The sequence below is a fragment of the Pseudomonas sp. W2Aug9 genome, from assembly GCF_023127755.1.
Classification (GTDB): domain Bacteria; phylum Pseudomonadota; class Gammaproteobacteria; order Pseudomonadales; family Pseudomonadaceae; genus Aquipseudomonas; species Aquipseudomonas synxantha_A.
Map to the genome: position 1 here is coordinate 233 of NZ_SPKL01000026.1, position 21,479 is coordinate 21,711.

19 protein-coding genes and 1 rRNA gene are annotated in these 21,479 nt (G+C 60.2%); 11 read left to right on the forward strand and 9 right to left on the reverse strand.

Annotated features, from left to right (window positions below; all coding sequences use genetic code 11):
* The first annotated feature begins 70 nt into the window (after positions 1 to 70).
* The 4 genes from rrf to E3O56_RS16180 all read left to right on the forward strand — a co-directional run bounded on the left by rrf (position 71) and on the right by E3O56_RS16180 (position 3,932).
* Positions 71 to 186, forward strand: a 5S ribosomal RNA gene (rrf, locus tag E3O56_RS16165).
* Between the two features lie 180 nt (positions 187 to 366).
* Complete coding sequence (locus tag E3O56_RS16170; protein WP_032878058.1) at positions 367 to 1,026, forward strand: paraquat-inducible protein A; 660 nt, start codon at positions 367 to 369, stop codon at positions 1,024 to 1,026.
* Positions 1,013 to 1,636 carry a paraquat-inducible protein A gene (locus E3O56_RS16175; protein ID WP_032878056.1) on the forward strand — a complete coding sequence of 208 codons (624 nt, stop codon included), beginning with the start codon at positions 1,013 to 1,015 and terminating at the stop codon, positions 1,634 to 1,636. The genes E3O56_RS16170 and E3O56_RS16175 overlap by 14 nt, the downstream gene beginning before the upstream one ends.
* Positions 1,629 to 3,932 (forward strand): MlaD family protein, encoded by a 2,304-nt coding sequence (locus tag E3O56_RS16180; protein ID WP_103734689.1) that lies wholly within the window; start codon positions 1,629 to 1,631, stop codon positions 3,930 to 3,932. Before E3O56_RS16175 ends, E3O56_RS16180 begins: the two co-directional genes overlap by 8 nt.
* 186 nt (positions 3,933 to 4,118) lie before the next feature.
* Here E3O56_RS16180 and mksF read toward each other — a convergent pair whose 3' ends face one another.
* From mksF to mksB, 3 genes are read right to left on the reverse strand one after another with little or no spacing between them, the layout of a single operon-like run.
* Positions 4,119 to 6,959 carry an Mks condensin complex protein MksF gene (mksF, locus tag E3O56_RS16185; RefSeq protein WP_005784503.1) on the reverse strand — a complete coding sequence of 947 codons (2,841 nt, stop codon included), beginning with the start codon at positions 6,957 to 6,959 and terminating at the stop codon, positions 4,119 to 4,121.
* On the reverse strand, positions 6,956 to 7,663 hold the full coding sequence (gene mksE / locus E3O56_RS16190; RefSeq protein WP_032878054.1) for an Mks condensin complex protein MksE: 708 nt from the start codon (positions 7,661 to 7,663) through the stop codon (positions 6,956 to 6,958). The genes mksF and mksE overlap by 4 nt, the downstream gene beginning before the upstream one ends.
* Positions 7,653 to 8,930, reverse strand: coding sequence for an Mks condensin complex protein MksB (gene mksB, locus E3O56_RS16195; RefSeq protein ID WP_005784507.1), 1,278 nt, complete (start codon positions 8,928 to 8,930; stop codon positions 7,653 to 7,655). The genes mksE and mksB overlap by 11 nt, the downstream gene beginning before the upstream one ends.
* A gap of 187 nt (positions 8,931 to 9,117) precedes the next feature.
* On the opposite strand from mksB, the gene E3O56_RS16200 reads away from it, so the two are divergent.
* Positions 9,118 to 9,864: a hypothetical protein gene (locus E3O56_RS16200; RefSeq protein ID WP_056845582.1), complete on the forward strand. Its 747-nt coding sequence runs from the start codon at positions 9,118 to 9,120 to the stop codon at positions 9,862 to 9,864.
* A complete protein-coding gene (gene rimI, locus E3O56_RS16205; protein WP_003188286.1) occupies positions 9,857 to 10,309 on the forward strand; it encodes a ribosomal protein S18-alanine N-acetyltransferase in 453 nt (150 codons plus the stop codon). Before E3O56_RS16200 ends, rimI begins: the two co-directional genes overlap by 8 nt.
* Before the next feature lie 58 nt (positions 10,310 to 10,367).
* Here the strand turns inward: rimI and E3O56_RS16210 are convergent, their stop codons facing one another.
* A complete protein-coding gene (locus E3O56_RS16210) occupies positions 10,368 to 10,772 on the reverse strand; it encodes a serine kinase/phosphatase (protein WP_248128554.1) in 405 nt (134 codons plus the stop codon).
* Between the two features lie 139 nt (positions 10,773 to 10,911).
* Here E3O56_RS16210 and can point away from each other — a divergent pair, with 139 nt between their 5' ends.
* On the forward strand, positions 10,912 to 11,556 hold the full coding sequence (can, locus tag E3O56_RS16215; protein WP_005784518.1) for a carbonate dehydratase: 645 nt from the start codon (positions 10,912 to 10,914) through the stop codon (positions 11,554 to 11,556).
* Here can and E3O56_RS16220 read toward each other — a convergent pair.
* The 3 genes from E3O56_RS16220 to acpA form a co-directional block, all read right to left on the reverse strand.
* Entirely contained in the window at positions 11,553 to 12,068 is a 516-nt protein-coding gene (locus tag E3O56_RS16220) for a hypothetical protein (protein WP_032878050.1), read from the reverse strand. The genes can and E3O56_RS16220 overlap by 4 nt on opposite strands.
* Before the next feature lie 137 nt (positions 12,069 to 12,205).
* Positions 12,206 to 13,375 carry a hypothetical protein gene (locus tag E3O56_RS16225; RefSeq protein WP_103734686.1) on the reverse strand — a complete coding sequence of 390 codons (1,170 nt, stop codon included), beginning with the start codon at positions 13,373 to 13,375 and terminating at the stop codon, positions 12,206 to 12,208.
* A gap of 119 nt (positions 13,376 to 13,494) precedes the next feature.
* Positions 13,495 to 15,195 (reverse strand): acid phosphatase, encoded by a 1,701-nt coding sequence (gene acpA, locus E3O56_RS16230; RefSeq protein ID WP_032878048.1) that lies wholly within the window; start codon positions 15,193 to 15,195, stop codon positions 13,495 to 13,497.
* A gap of 157 nt (positions 15,196 to 15,352) precedes the next feature.
* On the opposite strand from acpA, the gene E3O56_RS16235 reads away from it, so the two are divergent.
* A complete protein-coding gene (locus E3O56_RS16235) occupies positions 15,353 to 15,643 on the forward strand; it encodes a nucleotidyltransferase family protein (protein WP_078820214.1) in 291 nt (96 codons plus the stop codon).
* Entirely contained in the window at positions 15,640 to 15,981 is a 342-nt protein-coding gene (locus E3O56_RS16240) for a DUF86 domain-containing protein (protein ID WP_148853412.1), read from the forward strand. The genes E3O56_RS16235 and E3O56_RS16240 overlap by 4 nt, the downstream gene beginning before the upstream one ends.
* Positions 15,982 to 16,019: 38 nt before the next feature.
* On the opposite strand, the gene E3O56_RS16245 is transcribed toward E3O56_RS16240, so the two are convergent.
* Positions 16,020 to 17,438: a TIGR00366 family protein gene (locus E3O56_RS16245; RefSeq protein WP_032878044.1), complete on the reverse strand. Its 1,419-nt coding sequence runs from the start codon at positions 17,436 to 17,438 to the stop codon at positions 16,020 to 16,022.
* 186 nt (positions 17,439 to 17,624) lie between these two features.
* Between E3O56_RS16245 and E3O56_RS16250 the strand changes: the two genes are divergently transcribed.
* Positions 17,625 to 18,914: an MFS transporter gene (locus E3O56_RS16250; RefSeq protein ID WP_248128555.1), complete on the forward strand. Its 1,290-nt coding sequence runs from the start codon at positions 17,625 to 17,627 to the stop codon at positions 18,912 to 18,914.
* A 3-nt stretch (positions 18,915 to 18,917) separates the two neighbouring features.
* Here E3O56_RS16250 and E3O56_RS16255 read toward each other — a convergent pair whose 3' ends face one another.
* The gene (locus E3O56_RS16255) at positions 18,918 to 20,288 is read right to left on the reverse strand and encodes a gluconate:H+ symporter (protein ID WP_228309310.1); all 1,371 of its coding nucleotides are present in this window, start codon (positions 20,286 to 20,288) and stop codon (positions 18,918 to 18,920) included.
* Between the two features lie 217 nt (positions 20,289 to 20,505).
* Here E3O56_RS16255 and E3O56_RS16260 point away from each other — a divergent pair, with 217 nt between their 5' ends.
* Complete coding sequence (locus tag E3O56_RS16260) at positions 20,506 to 21,411, forward strand: cation diffusion facilitator family transporter (RefSeq protein WP_248128556.1); 906 nt, start codon at positions 20,506 to 20,508, stop codon at positions 21,409 to 21,411.
* Positions 21,412 to 21,479 lie beyond the last annotated feature (68 nt).

The window sequence follows — 21,479 nt, forward strand, 5'->3', positions numbered from 1 at the left end:
ACACCGAAAGCTGTCACATACCCAATTTGCTGAAGCGAGACCAACTGGTCACGACTCAGTACCCGAATTTCTTGACGACCATAGAGCATTGGAACCACCTGATCCCATCCCGAACTCAGCAGTGAAACGATGCATCGCCGATGGTAGTGTGGGGTTTCCCCATGTGAGAGTAGGTCATCGTCAAGATTAAATTCCAGAACCCCTGTTTGCTAACGCAGACAGGGGTTTTGTTTTGGGCGGTCGAAAAGTGTCCACTCTATCCGCGCACGGCTGGCATCCCTCAATCGCCCGACAAAATTGCACAGTTATTTCCGAGCCAGAGCACTAGAATAGCCACCTAACTATTTTAGAGTCAGAGCCCTATCTATGCCCGATCCGGTTGATGCCGTTGAGGTGTCGGATTTACCACTGGACGACCTGGTGGCATGCCATGAGTGCGATTTGCTGATGCGCAAGCCAGCGCTCGCCCCTGGCGAAAAAGCCCAGTGCCCACGCTGTGGCTACGAGTTGTATGCTCACCGCCACAATGTGGTCGAGCGGAGCCTTGCTTTAGTACTTGCGGCCCTGCTGCTTTACATCCCGGCGAACTTTTTGCCCATCATGCAGCTCAATCTACTCGGGCAGTCCTCGGAGGACACCGTATGGAGCGGCGTTGTTGGCTTATTCGATACCGGTATGCAAGGCGTTGCTGCCGTTGTGTTCTTGTGCAGCATGGGGATCCCCTTGCTAAAGCTGCTCTGCCAATTGGCAGTGTTGCTCAGCATCCGCTGGAACATCGGTCGCAGTTACGGGCTGTTGTTGTACCGCATCTACCACCATATGAAGGATTGGGGGATGCTGGAGGTCTACTTGATGGGCGTACTGGTGGCAATCGTAAAGCTCGCCGACATGGCCTCCATCACGATCGGCCTGGGTCTGGTCTGCTTCGTCAGTTTATTAATGGTTCAAGTTCTGCTTGAGGTGGTGATGTCACCCCATCAGATCTGGCAAGCACTGTCAGGAGAGGATGACCATGCGGGCGATTGATGCAGGCATTCTGATTTGTACCGAATGCCATGAATTGAACAAGCAAGAAGCGGATACCGACGAGCAACTCTGTACCCGTTGCGGCGCGTTGATCCATGCGCGTCGCCCCAATAGCCTCACCCGTACCTGGGCATTGCTGATCACCGCAGCAATCTTGTATATCCCCGCCAACCTGTTGCCCATCATGACCGTCAACTCCCTCGGCCAAGGCGACCCGAGTACCATCATGGCGGGTGTGATCCAGCTGGTGCAGCACGGCATGTTTCCTATCGCCGCCGTGGTGTTCATCGCCAGTATTCTGGTGCCGACATTCAAGTTGGTAGGCATCGGCCTGTTGCTGTTCTCGGTGCAGCGTCACCAACCGCTGTCCGCGCAACAACGCATTGTGATGTACCGCTTTATCGAATTCATTGGCCGTTGGTCCATGCTGGATATCTTCGTGATCGCTATCCTGGTGGCGGTCGTTAACTTTGGGCGACTTGCCAGTGTCGAGGCCAATCTCGGCGCTGCAGCGTTCGCCAGTGTGGTGATCTTGACGATGCTTGCCGCAGTAACTTTCGATCCCCGACTGATTTGGGATAACACGGAGTCGGACGACGACCATGAGTGATTTGCCTAAAGCTAAAACCCGCCCGGCCTCCAATTGGTCGGCTATTTGGGTGTTGCCCCTGATTGCCCTGATCATCGGTGGCTGGCTGGGGTGGCGCGCCTACTCCCAGCAAGGTCTTGAGATTCAGGTTCGCTTTGAGAGCGGCGAGGGTATTCAAGTCAACAAGACTGAAGTGGTCTACAAAGGCATGACCGTCGGCAAGGTCAAGACCCTGGCCCTGGATGACGAAGGCAGCAATCGCGGGGTGATCGCCACCATCGAGATGAACAAGGACGTCGAACAATATCTCAAGACCAACACCCGCTTCTGGTTGGTCAAGCCCAGCGTCAGCCTCGCCGGCATCACTGGCCTGGAGACCCTGGTTTCGGGTAACTACATCGCCGCCAGCCCGGGCGATGGTGAGCCCACGCGCAAGTTCAAGGCGCTCTCTGAAGAACCACCGTTATCCGACGCCAAGCCGGGCCTGCACCTGACGCTCAAGGCCGACCGCCTGGGCTCGCTGAACCGTGGCAGTCCGGTGTTCTACAAGCAGATTCAGGTCGGCCAGGTCAAAAGCTATCTGTTGTCCGAAGACCAGAGCATCGTTGAGATCAAGGTTTATATCGAGCCGACCTACGCCAGCCTGGTGCGCAAGCACACGCGTTTCTGGAACGCCAGCGGCATCAGTATCGACGCCAACCTCTCCGGGGTGAAGGTGCGCAGCGAATCGCTTTCCAGCATTGTGGCCGGTGGTATCGCCTTCGCCACGCCTGAGAATCGCCAAGACAGCCCACCCACCGACCCGAGCCTGCCTTTTCGCCTGTACGAGGACTTCGATGCCGCCGCAGCCGGCATCAAGGTCAAGGTCAAACTCACCGATTTCGAAGGCCTCCAGGCCGGGCGTACCCCGGTCATGTACAAAGGCATCCAGGTTGGTAGCCTGAAAACCCTGAAGATCGACCCGGACCTGTCCAGCGCCAGCGCCGAGTTGACCCTTGATCCTTTGGCCGAAGACTACCTGGTCCAGGACACGCAATTCTGGGTGGTCAAGCCGTCCATCTCCCTGGCAGGCATCACCGGCCTGGAAGCACTGGTCAAAGGTAACTACATCGCGATCCGCCCGGGTGACAAAGGCACCCCGCCACAACGTGAGTATGTGGCCCGCGCCAAGGCGCCGCCGTTAGACCTGCGCTCCCCCGGCCTGCACATGGTGCTGCTCACCGACAATCTGGGCTCGCTGGATGTCGGCAGCCCGATTCTGTACAAACAGGTCAAGGTGGGTTCGGTGCAGAGCTACCAGTTTTCACGCAAGAAGAAGCAACTCGTGATCGGCGTTCATATCGAGAAAGAGTATGAAGGCCTGGTCAACGGCTCGACACGTTTCTGGAACGCCAGCGGTGTCACTCTCACTGGTGGGCTCACCGGTGGCATCCAGGTCAAAAGCGAATCCCTGGCCAGCCTGATGGCCGGCGGTATCGCCTTCGAAACACCGGAGCCCAACGTTCCCCTGAAGCACCGTATCCCGCGCTTCCGTTTGTTCGCCGACCGTGACGCCGCGAATCAGCATGGCACCCTGGTGACGATCAAGGTCGATCGTGCCGACGGCCTGCGCCCCGGTACAGCCGTACGCTTCAAAGGCCTCGATGTTGGCAAGGTCGAGAGCGTCGACCTCAGCGCCGACATGCAGTCCGTATTGCTGCGCGCCCGTATTACTCAGGTGGCTGATCGTATCGCCCGCGCAGGCAGCCAGTTCTGGGTGGTCAAGCCGGAGCTGGGCCTGATGAAGACCTCCAATCTTGAAACCCTGGTCACCGGGCAATACATCGAGGTGCAGCCTGCGGTGAAAAATGCCGGGCCGCAAAAAAACTTTGTTGCACTGGATCAGCCGCCGGAGGCTGTCCATCAGGAGCAAGGTCTGAGCCTGACACTCAGCGCCGCTCGCCGTGGTTCGCTCAAAGAAGGCGTGCCGGTCACTTACCGTGAAGTCACCGTGGGCAAGGTCACCGGCTATGAACTGGGCCAGACCGCCGACCGTGTGTTGGTGCATATCCTGATCGAGCCCAAGTACGCACCCCTGGTACGCAGTGGCAGTCGCTTCTGGAACACCAGCGGCTTCGGTCTCGACTTCGGCCTGTTCAAGGGCGCGACGGTGCGCACCGAGTCCCTGGAGACCTTGGTGGCCGGCGGTATCGCCTTTGCCACGCCGGATGGCGAACGCATGGGCAACCCGGCACGGCCACAGCAGACCTTCCCGTTGTTCGATAAGTTTGAAGATGAGTGGCTGACCTGGGCGCCCAAGATTCCACTCGGTAAATAAACCGATGCGCGGCCTTCGCGAGCAAGCCCGGCTCCCACAGGGATATGCATTTTCAGCAAGTATGCATTCCAACTGTGGGAGCCGGGCTTGCCCGCGATGAGGCCCACAAACACACCGCAAATCCCAAGCCGAAAAAAAGGCCGCGATCCAAAAGATCGCGGCCTTTTTGCATGTCAGCGCAACGCGTCAGACCTCATCCAGCTCCGGCTCATCGGCTTGCACATTCATCGTCGCCTTCACCACATCATGGCGACGGATGTATTTCCAGTCCGCCTCATCAATGTAGATTCCGTTCGGCCCGCTGCCGCCTTCCAGGTCGATCGCCACCTGGGCGGAGACCTGCGGCTTCACACTGGCCAGGATCGGCACGAAGCCCAGTTGCAAGCTGGTTTCCAGCAAGGCAGCCTGGTTCTTCTCATCAATGTCTGCAGCCTCATCGAGGTAATACGGCAAACGCACACGGCCGGCCTGGTCACGGTCCATCAAGTGCAACAACAAGTACATGTTGGTCAGCGCCTTGATGGTCATGGTGGTGCCGTTGGACGCGGCGCCATCGATGTCGGTATGAATCACCGGCTGACCGTGCACCTTGGTGATCTCGAACGCCAGTTCGAACAAGTCCTTGAGGCCCAGCTGGTTATGGTTGGCCGCAACGAGGCGCGCCAGGTATTCCTTGGCCTCTTCGTTCTTGTTGTCCTGCTCGGCGCTCTGGCTGAGGTCGAACACCGACAGCGTTTCGCCTTCTTCATACTGGCCAGCACTGTGGATGATCTGGTCGATATGCTTGAGGGCTTCCTTGTTCGGCGCCAGCACGATGCGAAAACTCTGCAGGTTGGAGACCTGGCGTTTGTTGATCTCGCGGTTGAATAACGCCAACTGGTGTTCAAGGCTGTCGTAGTCGCTACGGATATTGCGCAGGGTACGGGCAATATCGGTCACCGCTGCTCGGCGTGCCTTCCCCAGCGTCAACGCCTCATCGGTGCGGTGCGCGTAAGCGTTGATCAGCAGCTGCAGGCGACGCTCCATGTCATCTTCGCTGTCGAACTTGGCCACACCCTTGAGGCGCACCTGAGCGTACAGGGCTTCGATCTGGCCGTCGGCGCGCAGCAAGCCCTGCCAGCTATCCTGGTAGTCATTGAGCAGTGGCAGCAAGTTGTCCATGGAGTCGTCGACCGGGTCCATGAACGGCGTGCCGAACGGCAGGTCCGCCGGCAACAGCTGACGACGACGCAACGCATCATCCAGCGTGCGTTGCTTGGCTTCCATATCGCCGATCTGGCGGCCGACCAGTTGCAGCTTGGCCGATAATTGCTGGACGCGCTCGGTAAAGGCATCGCTGGAGCGCTTCAGCTCATCCTGGGCGGCTTCCATTTGCGCCAGGTTTTCCAGCTTCTCGCCTTCTTCTGCACTTAGGGTCTGGGTGCGGCGGAAATCTTCCAATGCCTTCTGAGCATCCAGCACCTGCTGATACAGCGCTTCGGTCTGGGTCTTGCTCGCCGCGCGGTCGGAAGCTACGGCCTGCTGGGTTTTGAGTTGCTTGAGTTCTTTTTCCAGGCGCTCCTTCTGGTCGCGCAATGCGGCGCGGTCGGCCAGGGCCTGCAACGCAGGCGGCTCGATGTGCGAGATGTCGATGGACAGCCCCGGCACTTCAAAGCGCTCGCCTTTGAAGCCATCGAGAATCTGCTCCAGGGATTTGACCCACTGGCCGTCCTCATCCAGCGTGATGCCGTGCTCACCCAGAGGCAGGCTGAACAACGAGCTGTTGAACAGGCGCATCAGACGTTCGACATCCTGTTGCGAGAACTCCTCGCGCAGCTTGGCATAGCTGTTGTTGTCGGCGTGATCGAGTTGCTGCCTGACCGACTTCAAGCGCTTTTCCAGGTCGCGCAGACGCTCGTCCAGGTCCTCGGCGCTGAACTGTCGCGACTGCGCCAATGCGCCCGCCAGTTCATCGTGGGCGTCCTTGGCGGCGAGCAACTGTTGCTCCAGCACCTTGACGTCATCCACCAGGGCAAAGCGATGCTTGAGTACCGACAGCTCGCCCAGCCAACGCTGGATACCGCTGATCTCCCGCTCCAGACGCATCAGTTCCTGAGTACCGCCACGCTGGTCGTTCTGCAGCGCGTCCTGCTCGTTGCGGTAGTGCTCGGCCTGGATGGTCAGCTCTTCCTTGCGCGCACTGGCGTAGTCCGACCAGGTGCCCAGCAACGAATCCAGCAGCGGTGACAGGCGATGCAGTTTGCCGCGCAAGGCGTCGCGTTGTTTCACGCCATTGGCCAACGCCTCGACCAACGGCCCGGCAGCCACTAGCGAGTTGTAGTCCTGCTCCATGCGTCGCACATCACGGAAGGCTTCTTCGCACGCAGCGATGTAGTCGACACTGCCTGAACGCAAGCTGTGTTCGAACGCGTCGAGGAACAGTTGCTTGAGCTTGGCCGCGGTGATTTCGCGCATGTGCAGCAGGTTGATAAACAACGCACGGAACGTCTTCAAGCTCTGTTCGCTGGTGGAGCGCAGCGGGATCAGGGTCAGGTCCAGCGGGATCGACGTATGGCCGCCCACCAGCAAGCGCCGCAGTTCATCAGGCTTGAGTTCGTAGGCTTTGAGGCCCTCGCGCTCAAGGTTGGTAAACAGCTCTTTCTGACGCAGACAGGTGTCGTTTTTCTGGTAGTGAGCCAGGTCCAGCTTGCCCGCATAGGCAAAGAACTGGTGACCGAAACCGCCGCCCGGCCCGCGTCCGACCACGCCGATGACGTGCGGGCCGTGGGGCAGGGAGACTTCTACCAGGATGTAGCTGGTATCGGTGGCAAAGTAGAAGCGCCGCGATTGTTCCAGCGTGTACTTGCCGAAACTCATGTCCGACATGCGCGCCAGGATCGGGAACTGCAAGGCGTTGATGGATGCGGATTTACCCAGGTTGTTCGCGCCATACACCGACAGCGGCTCTTCCAGCGGGAACAAGCCCAGGCTGTAACCGGCGGTGTTCAATAGGGCGAAGCGGCGGATGCCGTAACGTTCCTTACTCATACGTCGGTTTCCTGTTCTTCGGCAATGGCTCGGGCCAGGGCGTCTTCTTCGCTTTCCTCATCAAAGGCGCTAAGGTCCAGCGGGTCATCGGTCTTCAGCAGTTTTTCATCGCTGTCTTCGTCGATGATCACTGGCACCGGCAGCGGCAATACGCTGTGCACGCTGGCGGCGAGGTCGCGGTCCTGTTGCACCGACAGGCACACGTCGAGGAAACGGTGCATTGGTGGCAGGAAGCGGTAGATACCGTTGTCTTCGCTGGCAAAACCGAGTTGGGTCATGCGACGCATGATTTTTTCTTCGAGCTCTTCCTGGGTCTGCACTTCGGCCTGGATAAACAGGTCGCGGTACTTCTCCAGCAACGAAGGCAATTCGTCGCGCCCCAGGCTGCCGCCGTCGAGCACGGCAACCGGGTCGCGGCCCTGGTCGGCTAGGTGCTCGACGAGAATGAAGGTAAACAAGGCCAGGCGCTGGGCGGTCTTGTTGACCTGCGCGGCAGCCACGGCGGTGTCCGGGACAAAGTAGTAGAAACCGCGGGTATCGCATACCAGCTCAAAGCCCAAGGCCTTGAACAGCGTGCGGTACTGGTCCTGGAAGTTCGACAGCTGCGCGTACAGCTCCGGGTCGCGGCGGCTGACGTGGTAACCCTTGAACAGCTCGCGAAAAATCGGCGCCAGCTGGGACAGTTCGGATAGATCAAGATGCATAAGGGGTGCTCGCAGAATTCTCGGTGGCGTCAACGCCGGCCGGGAGCAGGGCGAAGGAGCGCAGGCTGACCTGATGCTCGTGGGTGTGGTAATCGCGACGTTCCAGGCGCTCGCGCTTGAAGCGTTTTTCCCGGGACAGGCGTGAAAACCAGTACAGCAATTCGTCGGTGGCGCCGTCGGGCTCCTGTTCCAGCAGCCAGGTCATCAGGTCCGGCATCGGCAGGGCGTCTTCGCAGCGCTCGAGCATTTCCTTGACCGTACGCGGCGCGCGCGGGGCTTCGCCCTTGTGGGATTTGTGCGCCTTGGGGAATCGCGCCGGTTTCGGCTCGAAATTGGCCAGGGCATACACATAAGCCTCGACCTGGCTGGCGCTGCCCAGGAAGGTGCTTTGCGGTCGGGTGAACATCGGCATCGCCGCTTGCGGCACCGCGTCCAGGCCTTTACGGCGAATCGCCGACAAGGCTAGCGCAGCGCCGCGAGTCACTGCGTTATGCCGGCGTGCTTCTTCGCGCAGCGGCAACAGCAGCTCGCGCGCATGGCGCAAGGTCAACTGGGCGCTGGTCTGCATTTCGAGGATGCGCGCGTGAGTGCGCAGCAGCATGTCGTCGTCCACCAGGTGGCCAAGACGCTGTTGCTCGGTGAGCATGCGCAGCAGCACGTTTTCCACCTTGCGCACGCCTTGCTCGAAGGCGCCGTCAGCGTTCACCAACTGAATCATCGGCTCGACGTATTCGTCCCAGGTTGCCAACACCTCGGCGTAGCGCTGGCGCAACGGGATCTGGCGGTCGCTGGTCTTGGCGCGATCGGCCACGGCGGCGAGGGCCTGTTCGTCGTTGGCAAGTTTTTTCAGCACGTCGCGCACGCGCATATCCAGCAAGCGCAGTTGCCGGGCCAGGTCATGGCCGTCGCGGATGTCGAAGGCGTCCTGGATATAACCGGCCAGGCGCTCAAGGTGGCGCAGGTAGGCTTCGATTTCCAGGCACAGGCCAAGCCGGTGCTCCTTGCGAAGATAAGCGAGGAAGTCGTGGATCTGCGCGTTGAGCTCGAAACGGTTCGGGCTCTTGGCGACAGGTACCAGGATATCCAGGCGAATCCACACGTCCAGCAGGCTGGTAATGTCCTGGGGCGTGCTGTCCAGTTGTTGGGCGGCCAATTGTGCGCGCAGCTCGCTCAGGCTCAGGGTGCCTTGGTCGAAGTGTTCGCACAGAGGCTCAAGTAAGGCCCAGTGTTCGGCGAGGGCGCGCAGGACGCGCTTGGGTTCGATCATGGGAATGGCCGGCTGGTTGGCGATTAAAAGTCGCGATTGTACTGCATCAGGCGCGGGATTTATCCACAGCCGGTCAGTGCGCAGTGGGCGATTGTTGCCGAACAGCGGTAGAATCCCCGCTCTTTACTTATCCACAAGTGGCCGAGCTGTGCTTATCGAGTCCCGACGTCGCGCTTACTTGACCGCCATGCAGGTGGTCAACTGGCTGCCCCGCACCGAACTGCCGTTTGCCGCGCCGTCGCGGCCCGAGTTGTTGCAGGCGCTTGAGCCCTATGAGGCGTTCGAGTCGTCGGGGGAAGAGGCTGCCGCGCCCGTGGCGGTGGTCAAGCCCCCAGTCGAAACACGCCCGGCGGTCGAACGGGCAAAGATCGAAGTGCCACGCCCTGCGCCGGTGACCAAGGCTGCCAAGGTGGTGGAGGAGGCCGCGCCGGTGGTCAAGGCTCCGGTAGTGCCGCCGCCCCGCTTTGCCCTGCAATTGCTGCGGGCCGGGCGTTGCCTGTTGCTGGTGGAGCTGCCCACCGGCGAGCGCTTCCAGTCCCGCGACCCGGCCTACCTGCTGCTCAAGGACATGCTGCGCGCCGCCGGCCTGCCCGACAGCCCGCAAATCATCGGTGAGCCTGTACGCTGGCCGCTGCTGGTACGCGGCACCATGGACCAGGGCCCGGAAGCTGCGCGGGATTTTGTCCAGGGCTTTGTCTCGGCGCGTCTGGAAGACGAACCCTGCGTGTGCCTGTGGCTGATCGGCTTGCCTGCCGTGCGGTTTGCCGGTGAAGCCAATGCCGAGGCCTGGTACCGCGAACTGCAGGTCGACAGCCTGGGTTCGGTATGGGCCCTGCCGGGTCTGGAATTATTAATGGAAGAGCCACAGCGTAAGGCTGATGTCTGGCAAGCCATGCGCCGGCTGATGGCGCGCTGGAAAACAACTGATGAGTGAGGCTTTATCCTTCCGCCCGATGACCGAGGCCGACCTCGACGCGGTGCTGAAAATCGAATACGCGGCGTTCAGCCATCCCTGGACGCGAGGGATCTTTCTCGACGGGCTGGGCAAGTATCAAATCTGGCTGATGTTCGAAGGTGAGCAGCAGGTGGGCCATGGGGTGGTGCAGATCATTCTCGATGAAGCGCACTTGCTGAACATCACCGTTAAACCGGAAAACCAGGGGCGCGGATTGGGTTTGGCGCTGCTGGAACACCTGATGTCCCGTGCCTACGCGGCCAACGCGCGGGAATGCTTCCTGGAAGTGCGGGACAGCAATACCGGGGCTTTTCGGTTATATGAGCGCTATGGCTTCAATGAGATTGGCCGACGCCGGGATTACTACCCTGCTGTGGGTGGTCGCGAAGACGCGGTCGTCATGGCCTGCACCCTCGTCGACTAAATACCGGAACCAATGTGGGAGGGAGCAAGCCCCCTTCCACATTTTGAGCTGCGTTGTGTCAGCGTTTGGCGTTGAGCGGGTCCAGATCGGCCAGTTCGGCCTCATCCAGGCCATTTCCGCCACCAATATCCTCTTCACCAACAACACTCAGATCGTAGTCCGCCGGGCTGTCTTCTCCTTCCTCCCGAGCATCTCTGGCACCGTCCTCGTGAATCAGCGTTTCCGGGCTCATATCATCATCGGTTGATTCATGATCAGCGGTCGAGGCCCCGGTCATCCCGGCCTCTCGTACACGTTCGTCGGGCATCAGCTGCTCGCGCTCGCCACGCGGGATTTCATCGCCGATTTCCGCTGTCTGGTCCTCTTCGTCAAAATCCAGCTCGCGCATCGAACCCATGCGGTCTTCGTTGTCGTCGATCGGTTCCGGCTGGGTTGCGCCGTAGGGACGTCGTGATTCAGTCATGGCCAATCCTCATACTGTGGGGCTTATAGTGTGTGGACAGGCGCTGAGCCCCAAAGATTCAAGCTAATTTGCGCCAGGCGTGACCCGGACGAGGGGTTGTCAGTCACAAAACTGCGCATCATTCCTGAGGCTTTCCCTGATGAACGAACTACAAGACCTGCTTGATAACAACGAACGCTGGGCGGATGCGATCAAACAGGAAGATCCCGAATTCTTCGCCAAGCTCGCCCGCCAGCAAACCCCGGAATACCTGTGGATCGGTTGCTCCGACGCGCGGGTGCCGGCCAATGAGATCGTCGGCATGTTGCCCGGTGATCTGTTCGTGCACCGCAACGTGGCTAACGTGGTGCTGCACACCGACCTCAATTGCCTGTCGGTGATTCAGTACGCGGTGGACGTGCTCAAGGTCAAACACATCCTCGTCACGGGGCACTATGGTTGCGGCGGCGTGCGTGCGTCGATGCAGGACCGCCAGTTCGGCCTGATCGACGGCTGGCTGCGCACTATTCGTGATCTCTACTACGAGAACCGCGAACTGTTGGCTCAACTGCCAACTGAAGAAGAACGCGTTGACCGCATGTGTGAACTCAATGTGATCCAGCAGGTGGCCAATGTCGGTCACACCAGCATTGTGCAAAATGCCTGGCATCGTGGGCAGAGCCTGTCGATCCATGGCTGCATCTACGGCATCAAGGACGGTCGCTGGAAGAGCTTGAACACCACCATCAGTGGCTTCGAGCAACTGCCGCCGCAGTACCGCCTGCGTCCGTTGGGCGAAGCCTAGGACCTTTTGTTTTCGCGCCACCAGGCCAGGCCTTGGGCGTTCAACGGCTCTTTGCTGCCGGTGATCCAGCCCCGGCAGTTCAGCTCGCCGCAATGGCAAGCGAACTGCCGGTAAAGCGCGTCTTCAGTAATGGCGTAATCCAGGGTCAGCAGGCTGCCTGCGGTAATGGTGTTCAGGGTCCATAGTTCCATGTACGTGGTGTCCAGGAGCACGTTCGGCTTGCAGGAGTGCCGTATCAGGCCGCAGAACCATCTATCGTACAAGTGAATACGCGGCGACAGTTGCAGCGTATGCGCCCGGCGCTCGCTGACTGCGTAGCCTGAAACCAGAGCGATGCGTACTCGACTGTCAAAGTCGATGCGAGCCTTGATGCCACCCCGCTTGCCATTAGGGTATCGCACGACCTTGAATTGTGCGGTCGAGGGGTAACCCTGTTCCACCTGCAGCGTCTCAAAGGGGTAGAGGCAGTCATTCACTGCCGTTTTAGCCTTATCCATGGCTTGAGTCTTCATCACTCTCCTGAATTGGGCTGCATGGATCTGGGGTGTTCTGACTGCCAGTCTTGCAGCAAGTGGGCGCAAGCCAAGACTCGCCGAAGTTGAAGCCGGTTTCTACTGTCAGATCTGACAGTAGAAACCGCGGGTTCGCGTTAAAGCGCGGGAGAGGTAACAGTGGGGGGCGGCGCGGCGTTTTTCAGCTGCTTCAATTGCGCCTTGATAGGCGGTGTGGCGCACTTGGTATTGGCCTGCTCCGGGGTCAGGTTGCGCACCGAGGTGAAGAACAGCTCACAGGTCTGCTCCTTGCGTGTGACCTGCCAGGTATTCAAGCAGGCTTTGAGCAACACATTCGCATCGCTGGCGGGTTTCTGGCCCATGCCCGCTTGCCAGCAGGCCGCGCTTAAATCCTGCCCCATTACTTTCAATCCGGCCTCGTCGGCCTTTTGTTCATCGCCGTCATAGCTTGCCGGGTCCGCCGCGTACCAGATGTAGCTGGGGTGGTTGGCGCCCAGCACTGACACGCTCGTGCCTGGTGTCGGGCTGATCTGGGTCAGCTCCAGCACGCCGACGTTCTGACCGTATTGTTGCTTGAGCCAACTGCGCACCGGCGCGCCGAACGCCACCATCGGCAGCGAGCCGTTGGCGTGCAGGCTCAGTTCCTTGACCATGCGGGTCTGGTAGTCGGTGAAGTAGCTGTAGACGCTCTCGAGATCCTTGCCTGCGTTGGACGGTGCGGCGATGGGCGCGATATCGATGATGGTCTGGTAAGCCGGTGTCTCGCTGGCCGGGATGCCGTTGTCGGTAAGCAAGGCCGCCCAGCGGTCAGTGGTGGCCGACTCCAGGTAGTCCTGGGCCTGGGTGAGCGAGTAGTCCGGAGGAAAGTGCAGCAGTTCGATGCTCTTGCGGTTCTCCAGGGCCATGCCCAGCGGCAGGAACAGGTACCAGTTATAAGCCCACTTGCCATCGCTGTTGAGCCGGCTGGCACCCTGATAAGCGAGGTCGGCGGTACTGAGCAAGGTGGTCAAGGATTGGCCGTAGGTGTCCGGTACGCCGCTGAAATTCGCCCAGACCTGGCCATCGTGGGTTTTCACACTGACCCTGGCGCGGCTGTAGCCGTCACGCTGCAGGCTCTGGTTCAAGTAGTGCTCAGCGGTCTGCTCCAGCGTCCATGGCCGAAAGCAGATCACGTTGCAGTTATTGGGAAATGCGAATAACTGGGTGACGCGCTGCGTACTGCCCAGAGGCACCTCGATGTCGGCCTGTACGACCGCACTCACCAGCAGTGCGGCGAGGGTGAAGGACAGCCTGGTCGTTTTAAACATAGTTGGTTCCTTGTCAGCGACGCCCGTCTGCGCGGGATAAAAGCCCACCTGCACACAGTAGCGGCTGACCGGGAAAATCGCGTGTTAAATCGCCAGGCATGTCGTTATTGGATAAGCCTCTACGGGTGAAATTGCAAAGCGTTGGTCAGGTCGCCCATGGGCTTCTGGCCGCGGGCGATCATCGCGTCGTCACGCTGCTTGAGGCCGTCCAGAGTCTCCAATTGGAACACTCGGGTGATCAAACGCAGGATCGATGCAGTGTCGTACACCGTGTGGTCAACCGTGCCTTTGCGCGCAAACGGCGACACCACCAGGGCCGGCACCCGCGTGCCCGGGCCCCAGCGGTCACCCTTGGGCGGCGCGACATGGTCCCACCAACCGCCGTTTTCATCGACGGTGACCACCACCACCATGTTTTTCCACTGCGGGCTCTCTTGCAGCACTTTCAGGGCGCGGGCGATATGGCGGTCGCCCGAGGCCACATCGGCATAACCGGCGTGCATGTTCAGGTTGCCCTGGGGTTTGTAGAAACTCACGGCCGGCAGCTTGCCGGCCTGGGCATCTGCGAAGAACTTGTTCGTGCTTGATTCATCCCCCAAGCCGCCGTCGCGCAGGCGTTTATCACGTTCCGCACGGTTTTGCGGACCTTGCTGCTTGAAGTAGTTGAACGGCTGATGGTGGTACTGGAAGTTCGGGATCTTGGGGATCCCGCCCGAATCCTTGAACTGCTCCAGAGTGGCCTGCCACGCGCCGGCATACCAGGCCCAGTCAACGTTCTTTTTCGACAGCTTGTCGCCAATGTGCTCGTGGGTTTGCGGCACCAGCACATTGGGCAGGTCAGGCTTTGAGTAATCCGGGTTTTGCGGGTCGCGAATCCAGGTGGGCCAATACGGCGGGGCCAGGGTGTTTACGGCGTAACCGTCCGGGGTCAGCGCGCTGGGGCCGAACTGCGGCGGGCCGGTCATGGCGCTGGCCGGGGACGCGTCCAGCGGCTTGAGGCGCGTGTCGGTGGGGTCATCACTTTGCAGCGTGGCGATCTGCGCCTTGGCCACCGATTGCGCGGCATTGGGATAAACCGGCGCCGTGGCGCTGATCAGGTAGTGGTGGTTAAGAAACGAGCCGCCAAATGCGCCCTGGAAAAAGTTATCGCAGAGCACAAACTCCCTGGCAACGTCCCACAGGCGCAGAGAATAACGACTTTGGGCGTAATGGCCCATCACCAGGCCCCCGGCATCGCCCCAGGCGACAAAACCGTCGTTCTTGCCGCCGTTGATCTGCATCTGGTTTTGATAGAACACATGCCACAGGTCGCGGGTTACCAAGCTCAATGGCAGGTCTTCGGCGTTCGGGCCCTTGAGGGCAAACGGTGCGTTGGAAAGGTTTTCCTGGAATTGCACACCGCTGGGGTAGGTCACCCCGTCCACCGTTTGCGGGCCGACTTGCAACACACCGCCCCATGTGGGCGGCAGGCTGGCCAGCACACTACCGTCGCGGTCACGCTGCCGGGTGTCAGTGGCGGATAACGCTGACAGTGGTTTTTCAAGCCCGGGGAAATCGGCAAACAGGTTGTTGAAGCTGCGGTTCTCGGCGTAGATCACCACCACGGTTTTAACCTGGTCGCTCAAGGCCTTGTCCAGTTCCTGGGGCGTGAGCGGCCTGGCTACCGGTGTGCTCGGCGCTTCGCTGGTATGGCCGCAGGCACTCAAAGTCGCGCCTACCCCCAACACCGCCGCACCGCCGAGGAAGCGCCGACGGCTGGTGTCGACCGGCGTTTTGGGGGCGGAGTCGGGGGTAGGGCGGTCGTTGTGCTCGTCACTCATTGCGGGGGGAGTCCTTGGCGAGATGTTGCAAGATATTTCGCAGGACGGTAGCAATGGAATGTGACGGAACGAAGACACACATGTGATGTGCGGGGCGTGTCTACACAGAGTAAGCGCTGCTAGACTGGGCTTCTAATGCACACCATCGAGGTGAGTCGTGAAACCTTCAACTGCACTTGATCTACAACGAGCAGCTGTCAGAGAAGTGATAGGACGTTTCCAAATATCAAACCCGAGAGTATTTGGGTCTGTATTAACGGGTACCGACCAAGAAGGCAGTGATCTTGATTTGTTGGTTGATGTGCCACCGGGGACAACTCTTTTTGATCTTGGCGGGTTGCAGGTCGAGCTTGAGGACTTGTTAGGCGTCAATGTCGACCTGTTGACGCCTGGCGACTTGCCTTTGAAATTTCGCGCCAAGGTGTTGGCTGAGGCCCGTCCTGTATGACAGAAAATCGCTTAGGGGATTATCTGGAGCACATAAGGCAAGCTGCCACTGACGCTATCACTTTTGTAGAGGGCTTGAGCAAAGAAGCGTTTTTGGAGGACCGGCGAACACAACAAGCTGTGGTCATGAGCCTGATCATCGTTGGTGAAGCGTCGACGAAAATCATGGATCAGCATCCGGACTTCGCGGCACGCCATTCACATATTCCTTGGCGCAATATGCGAGCGATGCGCAACCGAATCGCTCATGGTTACTTCGATATCAACTTGGATGTTGTTTGGGACACGATACAGAGTGCATTACCTGATCTATTGGCACGCCTTCCTGTAAATCCTTGACCGCAGCTGTTCTACCAACAGTTGCGGTCACCCGTTATTCAGGGCATCACAGGCGGCAAATACTTCAACGTCGTCCCCAGCGCCCACAACAAGAACAACACCAGCGGCGTGTGCACCAACAACTGCACAAACGAAAACCCGATCAAGTCCCGCGCCTTCAGCCCCAACACCCCCAGCAGCGGCAGCATATAGAACGGGTTGATCAAGTTCGGCAGTGCCTCGGCGGCGTTGTAGATCTGCACCGCCCAGCCCAGGTGGTATTGCAGGTCATTGGCCACTTGCATCACATAGGGCGCCTCGATAATCCACTTTCCGCCACCCGATGGGATGAAGAAGCCCAGCACCGCCGAATACACGCCCATCAGCAGCGCGTAGGTGTCGTGGGAGGCGATGGAGGTGAAGAACGTCGAGATATGGTGCGCCAGGGTCTGGCCGTCACCGCCCTTGACCACCGTCATCAGTGCGGCAATCGAGCCGTACAGCGGGAACTGGATCAGCACGCCGGTGGTGGTCGGCACCGCACGGGCCACGGCATCGAGGAAGCTGCGCGGGCGCCAGTGCAGCAGGGCGCCGACCATGATGAACAGGAAGTTATAGGTGTTGAGCCCCGAGATGGCGCTGATCGCCGGCTTGGTTGAGAACTCATGGAACAGCCAGCCGGCTGCCAGCAATGCCAGCAATATCGTCAGCAACGGGCTGTGTTCCAGCCATTCGCCAGGACGCGTCGGCGGTTGTGGCTTGGGCAGGTTAAAGGCCGGGTCGACGCCGCAGGCCTTGGCATCCCGGGCACTGTTGGGGCCTGGCGCGGTGGCGTAGGCGATGATCAGCGACACCACGATCAGCGCCAGAAGCAGCACACCGGATTGCCACAGGAAGATCGTTTCGGTGAACGGGATCATCCCGGTGATCGACAGGATCGACGGCGGCAAGCTGGCCGGGTTGGCCTGCAACTGCGCGGCTGACGACGACAGCCCCAACGCCCACACGGCACCGAGGCCCAGGTATGCCGCAGCGCCAGCGGCGCGGTAGTCCATGCGCAAATCGGTACGACGGGCCAACGCCCGCACCAGCAAACCGCCGAACACCAGGGACAAGCCCCAGTTGAGCAACGATGCCACCATGGAAATCAACGCCACCCAGGCTACCGCCGAACGACCGTTCTTGGGGATGCGCGCCAGGCGGTCGATCAACTTCACCGCGGGCGGCGAGCTGGCGACTACATAACCGCCGATCACCACAAACGCCATCTGCATGGTGAACGGAATCAGGCTCCAGAACCCGTCGCCAAATGCCTTGGCCGCTTCGGCGGGCGCTGCGCCCATGCCCAGGGTCGCCACGGCGACGATAATCACCGCGAGGGCGGCAAACACCCAGGAGTCGGGAAACCAGCGCTCGGCAAAATTGGAACAACGCAGAGCAAATCGAGCGTAACGGCTTTCTTCGATAGCATCGGCCATGAAGCTTTCCTCTTGTATTTATTATGGGGTTTGGCAGTTTTACGGCATGTTCCTCTACCCCCATTGATTTGGGAATGTAGTTATCTTCAACGATCAATGAGTAAAACAAATATATCCGTCGTGATTGCCTTCAATGGGTTCAGCTCATAACCTGCACGCCATTTTGTTTGTCTGCCGAGCCTGCACATGACTGCCACCTTTTCCCCACGGGCGCAGCGTTTTTCCCGCTCCGACTACAAAACCCTGGGCCTGGCCGCCCTCGGTGGAGCCCTGGAAATCTACGACTTCATTATTTTTGTGTTTTTCGCGCTGACCCTCAGCCAATTATTTTTCCCCCCGGAAATGCCTGAGTGGCTGCGCCTATTGCAAAGCTTCGGCATCTTCGTTACTGGCTACCTCGCCCGTCCGCTGGGCGGCATCCTGATGGCGCACTTTGCCGACCACCTGGGGCGCAAGCGCGTATTCAGCTTGAGCATCCTGATGATGGCCTTGCCCTGCCTGCTGATCGGCATCATGCCGACCTACGCGCAGATCGGCTATTTCGCACCCTTGATCCTGCTGGCGCTGCGCGTGCTGCAAGGTGCCGCAGTGGGCGGCGAAGTGCCCAGCGCCTGGACCTTCGTCGCCGAGCACGCGCCGCGCCTGCACCGTGGCTACGCCTTGGGCTTCCTGCAAGCCGGCCTGACCTTCGGTTACCTGCTGGGCGCATTGACTGCCACCTTGCTGGCGCAAGTCTTCACCCCAGCCGAAATCCTCGACTATGCCTGGCGCTTGCCCTTCCTGCTCGGCGGCGTATTCGGCGTGATCGGCGTATGGCTGCGTCGCTGGCTCAGCGAAACCCCGGTGTTCCTCCAAATGCAGGCGCGTCGCCAGGCCGCCGCCGAAATGCCATTACGCACCGTGCTGCGCGAGCATCGCGCCGTGCTGTTGCCGGCCATGATCCTGACCTGCGTACTCACCTCCGCCGTGGTGGTGCTGGTGGTCATCACCCCGACCATGATGCAGAAAACCTTCGGCATGAGCCCCAGCCACACCTTCGCCCTGAGCGCGTTGGGCATCGTCTTCCTGAATATCGGTTGCGTCCTCGCAGGCTTGCTCGTGGACCGCATCGGCGCCTGGCGCGCGGTGCTGGTCTACAGCCTGTTGCTGCCGGTGGGGATTTTTATCCTGTATGCCAGCCTGATCAGCGGCGGCGTGTGGTTGGGCGCGGCGTACGCCATGGCAGGCTTGAGCTGCGGCGTGGTGGGCGCGGTGCCGTCGGTGATGGTCGGTCTGTTCCCGGCGCAGGTGCGGGTATCGGGGATTTCCTTCACCTACAACATCGCCTATGCGCTATGGGCGAGTACCACGCCGCTGCTATTGATCGCGCTGATGCCGACCAGCCCGTGGGTCTGCGTGGGGTATTGCGTGGTGATGGGGGCGGTGGGGGTGGGAAGTGTGGCGTTGTTTGGCAAACGCCACACCTTGGCCGCCTGAAGTTCAGGTCAAGAAGTGCCAGAGCAACAAGGTACCCACCAGCCCAACCACCGAAACAATCGTCTGCAACACCGACCACACCCAGATCGTCTGTTTCAACTGCAAGCCAAAGTACTCGCGCACCATCCAGAACCCGGCGTCGTTGACGTGGCAAAAAAACACCGAACCGGCGCCAATCGCGAGGGCGACCAATGAGCTTTGCGTTGCCGCCAGCCCGGCCATCATCGGCGCGAGGATGCCCGCCGTCGTAGTGGTAGCGACGGTGGCCGAGCCGGTGGCTTGGCGCAGGGCCACGGCGATCAGCCAGGCCAGCAACAGGTAGGGCATGTGCGCGCCTTCGGCGACCTTGCTGATGGTCTGGCTGACGCCTGCGTCCAGCAGGGTTTGCTTGAGGCCGCCACCAGCGCCGATGGTCAGCAGCAACACGGCGATGGGCGCCAGGGCTTTGCGCAGGGTGTTGCCGACGTCGGCGCGTGGCATGCCTGCGGCCCAGCCGAGGCAAATCACTGCGGCGATGACGGCCAGGCCGAGAGCGATCAGCGGTTCACCGAGGAACTTCAAGGTCAGGCCGAGGGGGCTTTCTGGCGCCAGCGCGACTTTGGCCAGCGTGCTGCCGAGCATCAGGATCACCGGCAACAGAATGATCAGCAACGACACCCCAAAGCTCGGCTGGCGCGGAGCCTTGGGCGGTGCGCTGAACAGCGCGCCAATCTCGGCCGGTTCGTCCACATGCAGGCGCTTGGACAACCAATTGCCGTAGAGCGGCCCGGCCAGGATCACCGCCGGTACCGCCAGGCACAAACCCAGCAACATGGTCAGGCCCAGGTCGGCGTGCAACGCACCCACGGCAATCAGCGGCCCCGGATGCGGCGGCATCAGGGCGTGCAGGGTGGTCATGCCCGCCAATGCCGGGATGGCGATTTTCAGCAGCGGCTGGTTCGAACGCTTAGCCATCACAAAGATGATCGGCACCATCATCACCAGGCCCACTTCAAAGAACAGCGGCAGGCCGATCACCATGGCGACCAGCGCCATCACCCACGGCAATGACTTGCCTTTGCCCAGCCCAAGCAAGGTAGTGGCGATACGGTCGGCTGCACCGGATTCGGCCATCAGCGCGCCGAGCATTGCGCCCAGGGCAATGATAATACCGGCCTCACCCAGAATCGCCCCGGCGCCCTTGCTGAACGCTTTGGCCACTTCCTCTGGTGGTAGACCGGCACCCACACCGGCGATAAAGGTGCCGATCAGAATCGACAGGAACGGCGGCAATTTGGTCGCGCTGATCAGCACGATGATGCTCGCGATGGCCAGCAGGACGCAGAGCATAAGACGGGTGTCGTGAACCATCCACGCGGCAGTCGATAACTCCAAAACGGAACTCCTTATCGAGCAGGTTGGCTAATATGTTTCTTTTTGTTTCGGCTTGAAAAGCATACCTGATAGAACTGCCCCATCGTGTCCATGAACGATTTTGGTGCGCTCAACGCTAACGACGTTCTGGCGTGCAGATGACAATTTTGCAAACCATGCCCGTGGATCTGGCCTATAGCTCTATGATCCGTTTCCTCCCAACCCACAAGGACATCCCATGAGCGCAGGACACAGCCACGCCCAAGTACGCGCCGGCCACGAACGCAAGTTGTGGATCGCCCTGGGGCTGACCGGCAGCTTCATGCTGGCCGAAGTCATCGGCGCCTTTATCACCGGCAGCCTGGCACTGTTGTCGGACGCGGCGCACATGATGACCGACGCCCTGGCCCTGGCGATTTCCCTGGTGGCGATCCAGGTCGCCAAGCGCCCGGCAGATCGCAAGCGCACCTTCGGGTATGCGCGGTTCGAGATTCTGGCGGCTGCGTTCAATGCATTGCTGCTGTTCGCCGTGGCGTTCTACATCTTGTACGAGGCTTACCTGCGGCTGCAGACGCCCGCCGAGATCCAGTCCACCGGCATGTTGGTGATTGCGCTGCTGGGGCTGGTCGTCAACCTGATCTCCATGCGCCTGCTCAGCGCGGCCAGCGGCGAGAGCCTTAACGTCAAGGGTGCCTATCTGGAAGTCTGGAGCGACATGCTCGGCTCCGTCGGCGTGATCATTGCCGCGCTGGTGATCATGTTCACCGGCTGGGGGTGGGTCGATTCCGTGGTCGCGGCCGCCATCGGCTTTTGGGTATTGCCGCGCACCTGGACCCTCCTCAAGGCGAGCATGAACATCCTGCTGCAAGGTGTGCCGGAAGGCGTCGATATCGAGCAGGTGGAGCAGGCCATCCGCAGCGTGCCTGGGGTCAGGGACGTGCACGACCTGCACATCTGGGCCCTCACCAGTGGCAAGAATGTGCTGAGTACGCATTTGGTCGCGGATGCATCCCAGGGCACTGAGCAGCAGATCCTCAGCCGAGTGACGGAGTTACTGCACGAGCAATTCGATATTTCCCATGCCACGATCCAGGTCGAGGGCGAGAGTTTTCAGCATGACGATCACGACGACGTGCATGCCTGAGCCTGGCTAACGGATTTGTAATCTTTCACCCACGGCCCTGATAAGTACCGACAGCTACATTGCCCCCG

Coding starts and splice junctions, on each gene's coding strand:
- can (WP_005784518.1), top strand. CDS start 10,912: ATGAACGAACTACAAGACCTGCTTGATAACAACGAACGCTGGGCGGAT.
- acpA (WP_032878048.1), bottom strand. CDS start 15,195: ATGAGTGACGAGCACAACGACCGCCCTACCCCCGACTCCGCCCCCAAA.
- E3O56_RS16180 (WP_103734689.1), top strand. CDS start 1,629: ATGAGTGATTTGCCTAAAGCTAAAACCCGCCCGGCCTCCAATTGGTCG.
- E3O56_RS16175 (WP_032878056.1), top strand. CDS start 1,013: ATGCGGGCGATTGATGCAGGCATTCTGATTTGTACCGAATGCCATGAA.
- rimI (WP_003188286.1), top strand. CDS start 9,857: ATGAGTGAGGCTTTATCCTTCCGCCCGATGACCGAGGCCGACCTCGAC.
- E3O56_RS16260 (WP_248128556.1), top strand. CDS start 20,506: ATGAGCGCAGGACACAGCCACGCCCAAGTACGCGCCGGCCACGAACGC.
- mksB (WP_005784507.1), bottom strand. CDS start 8,930: ATGATCGAACCCAAGCGCGTCCTGCGCGCCCTCGCCGAACACTGGGCC.
- E3O56_RS16250 (WP_248128555.1), top strand. CDS start 17,625: ATGACTGCCACCTTTTCCCCACGGGCGCAGCGTTTTTCCCGCTCCGAC.
- mksF (WP_005784503.1), bottom strand. CDS start 6,959: ATGAGTAAGGAACGTTACGGCATCCGCCGCTTCGCCCTATTGAACACC.
- E3O56_RS16240 (WP_148853412.1), top strand. CDS start 15,640: ATGACAGAAAATCGCTTAGGGGATTATCTGGAGCACATAAGGCAAGCT.
- E3O56_RS16225 (WP_103734686.1), bottom strand. CDS start 13,375: ATGTTTAAAACGACCAGGCTGTCCTTCACCCTCGCCGCACTGCTGGTG.
- mksE (WP_032878054.1), bottom strand. CDS start 7,663: ATGCATCTTGATCTATCCGAACTGTCCCAGCTGGCGCCGATTTTTCGC.
- E3O56_RS16170 (WP_032878058.1), top strand. CDS start 367: ATGCCCGATCCGGTTGATGCCGTTGAGGTGTCGGATTTACCACTGGAC.
- E3O56_RS16200 (WP_056845582.1), top strand. CDS start 9,118: ATGCAGGTGGTCAACTGGCTGCCCCGCACCGAACTGCCGTTTGCCGCG.
- E3O56_RS16245 (WP_032878044.1), bottom strand. CDS start 17,438: ATGGCCGATGCTATCGAAGAAAGCCGTTACGCTCGATTTGCTCTGCGT.
- E3O56_RS16220 (WP_032878050.1), bottom strand. CDS start 12,068: ATGAAGACTCAAGCCATGGATAAGGCTAAAACGGCAGTGAATGACTGC.
- E3O56_RS16210 (WP_248128554.1), bottom strand. CDS start 10,772: ATGACTGAATCACGACGTCCCTACGGCGCAACCCAGCCGGAACCGATC.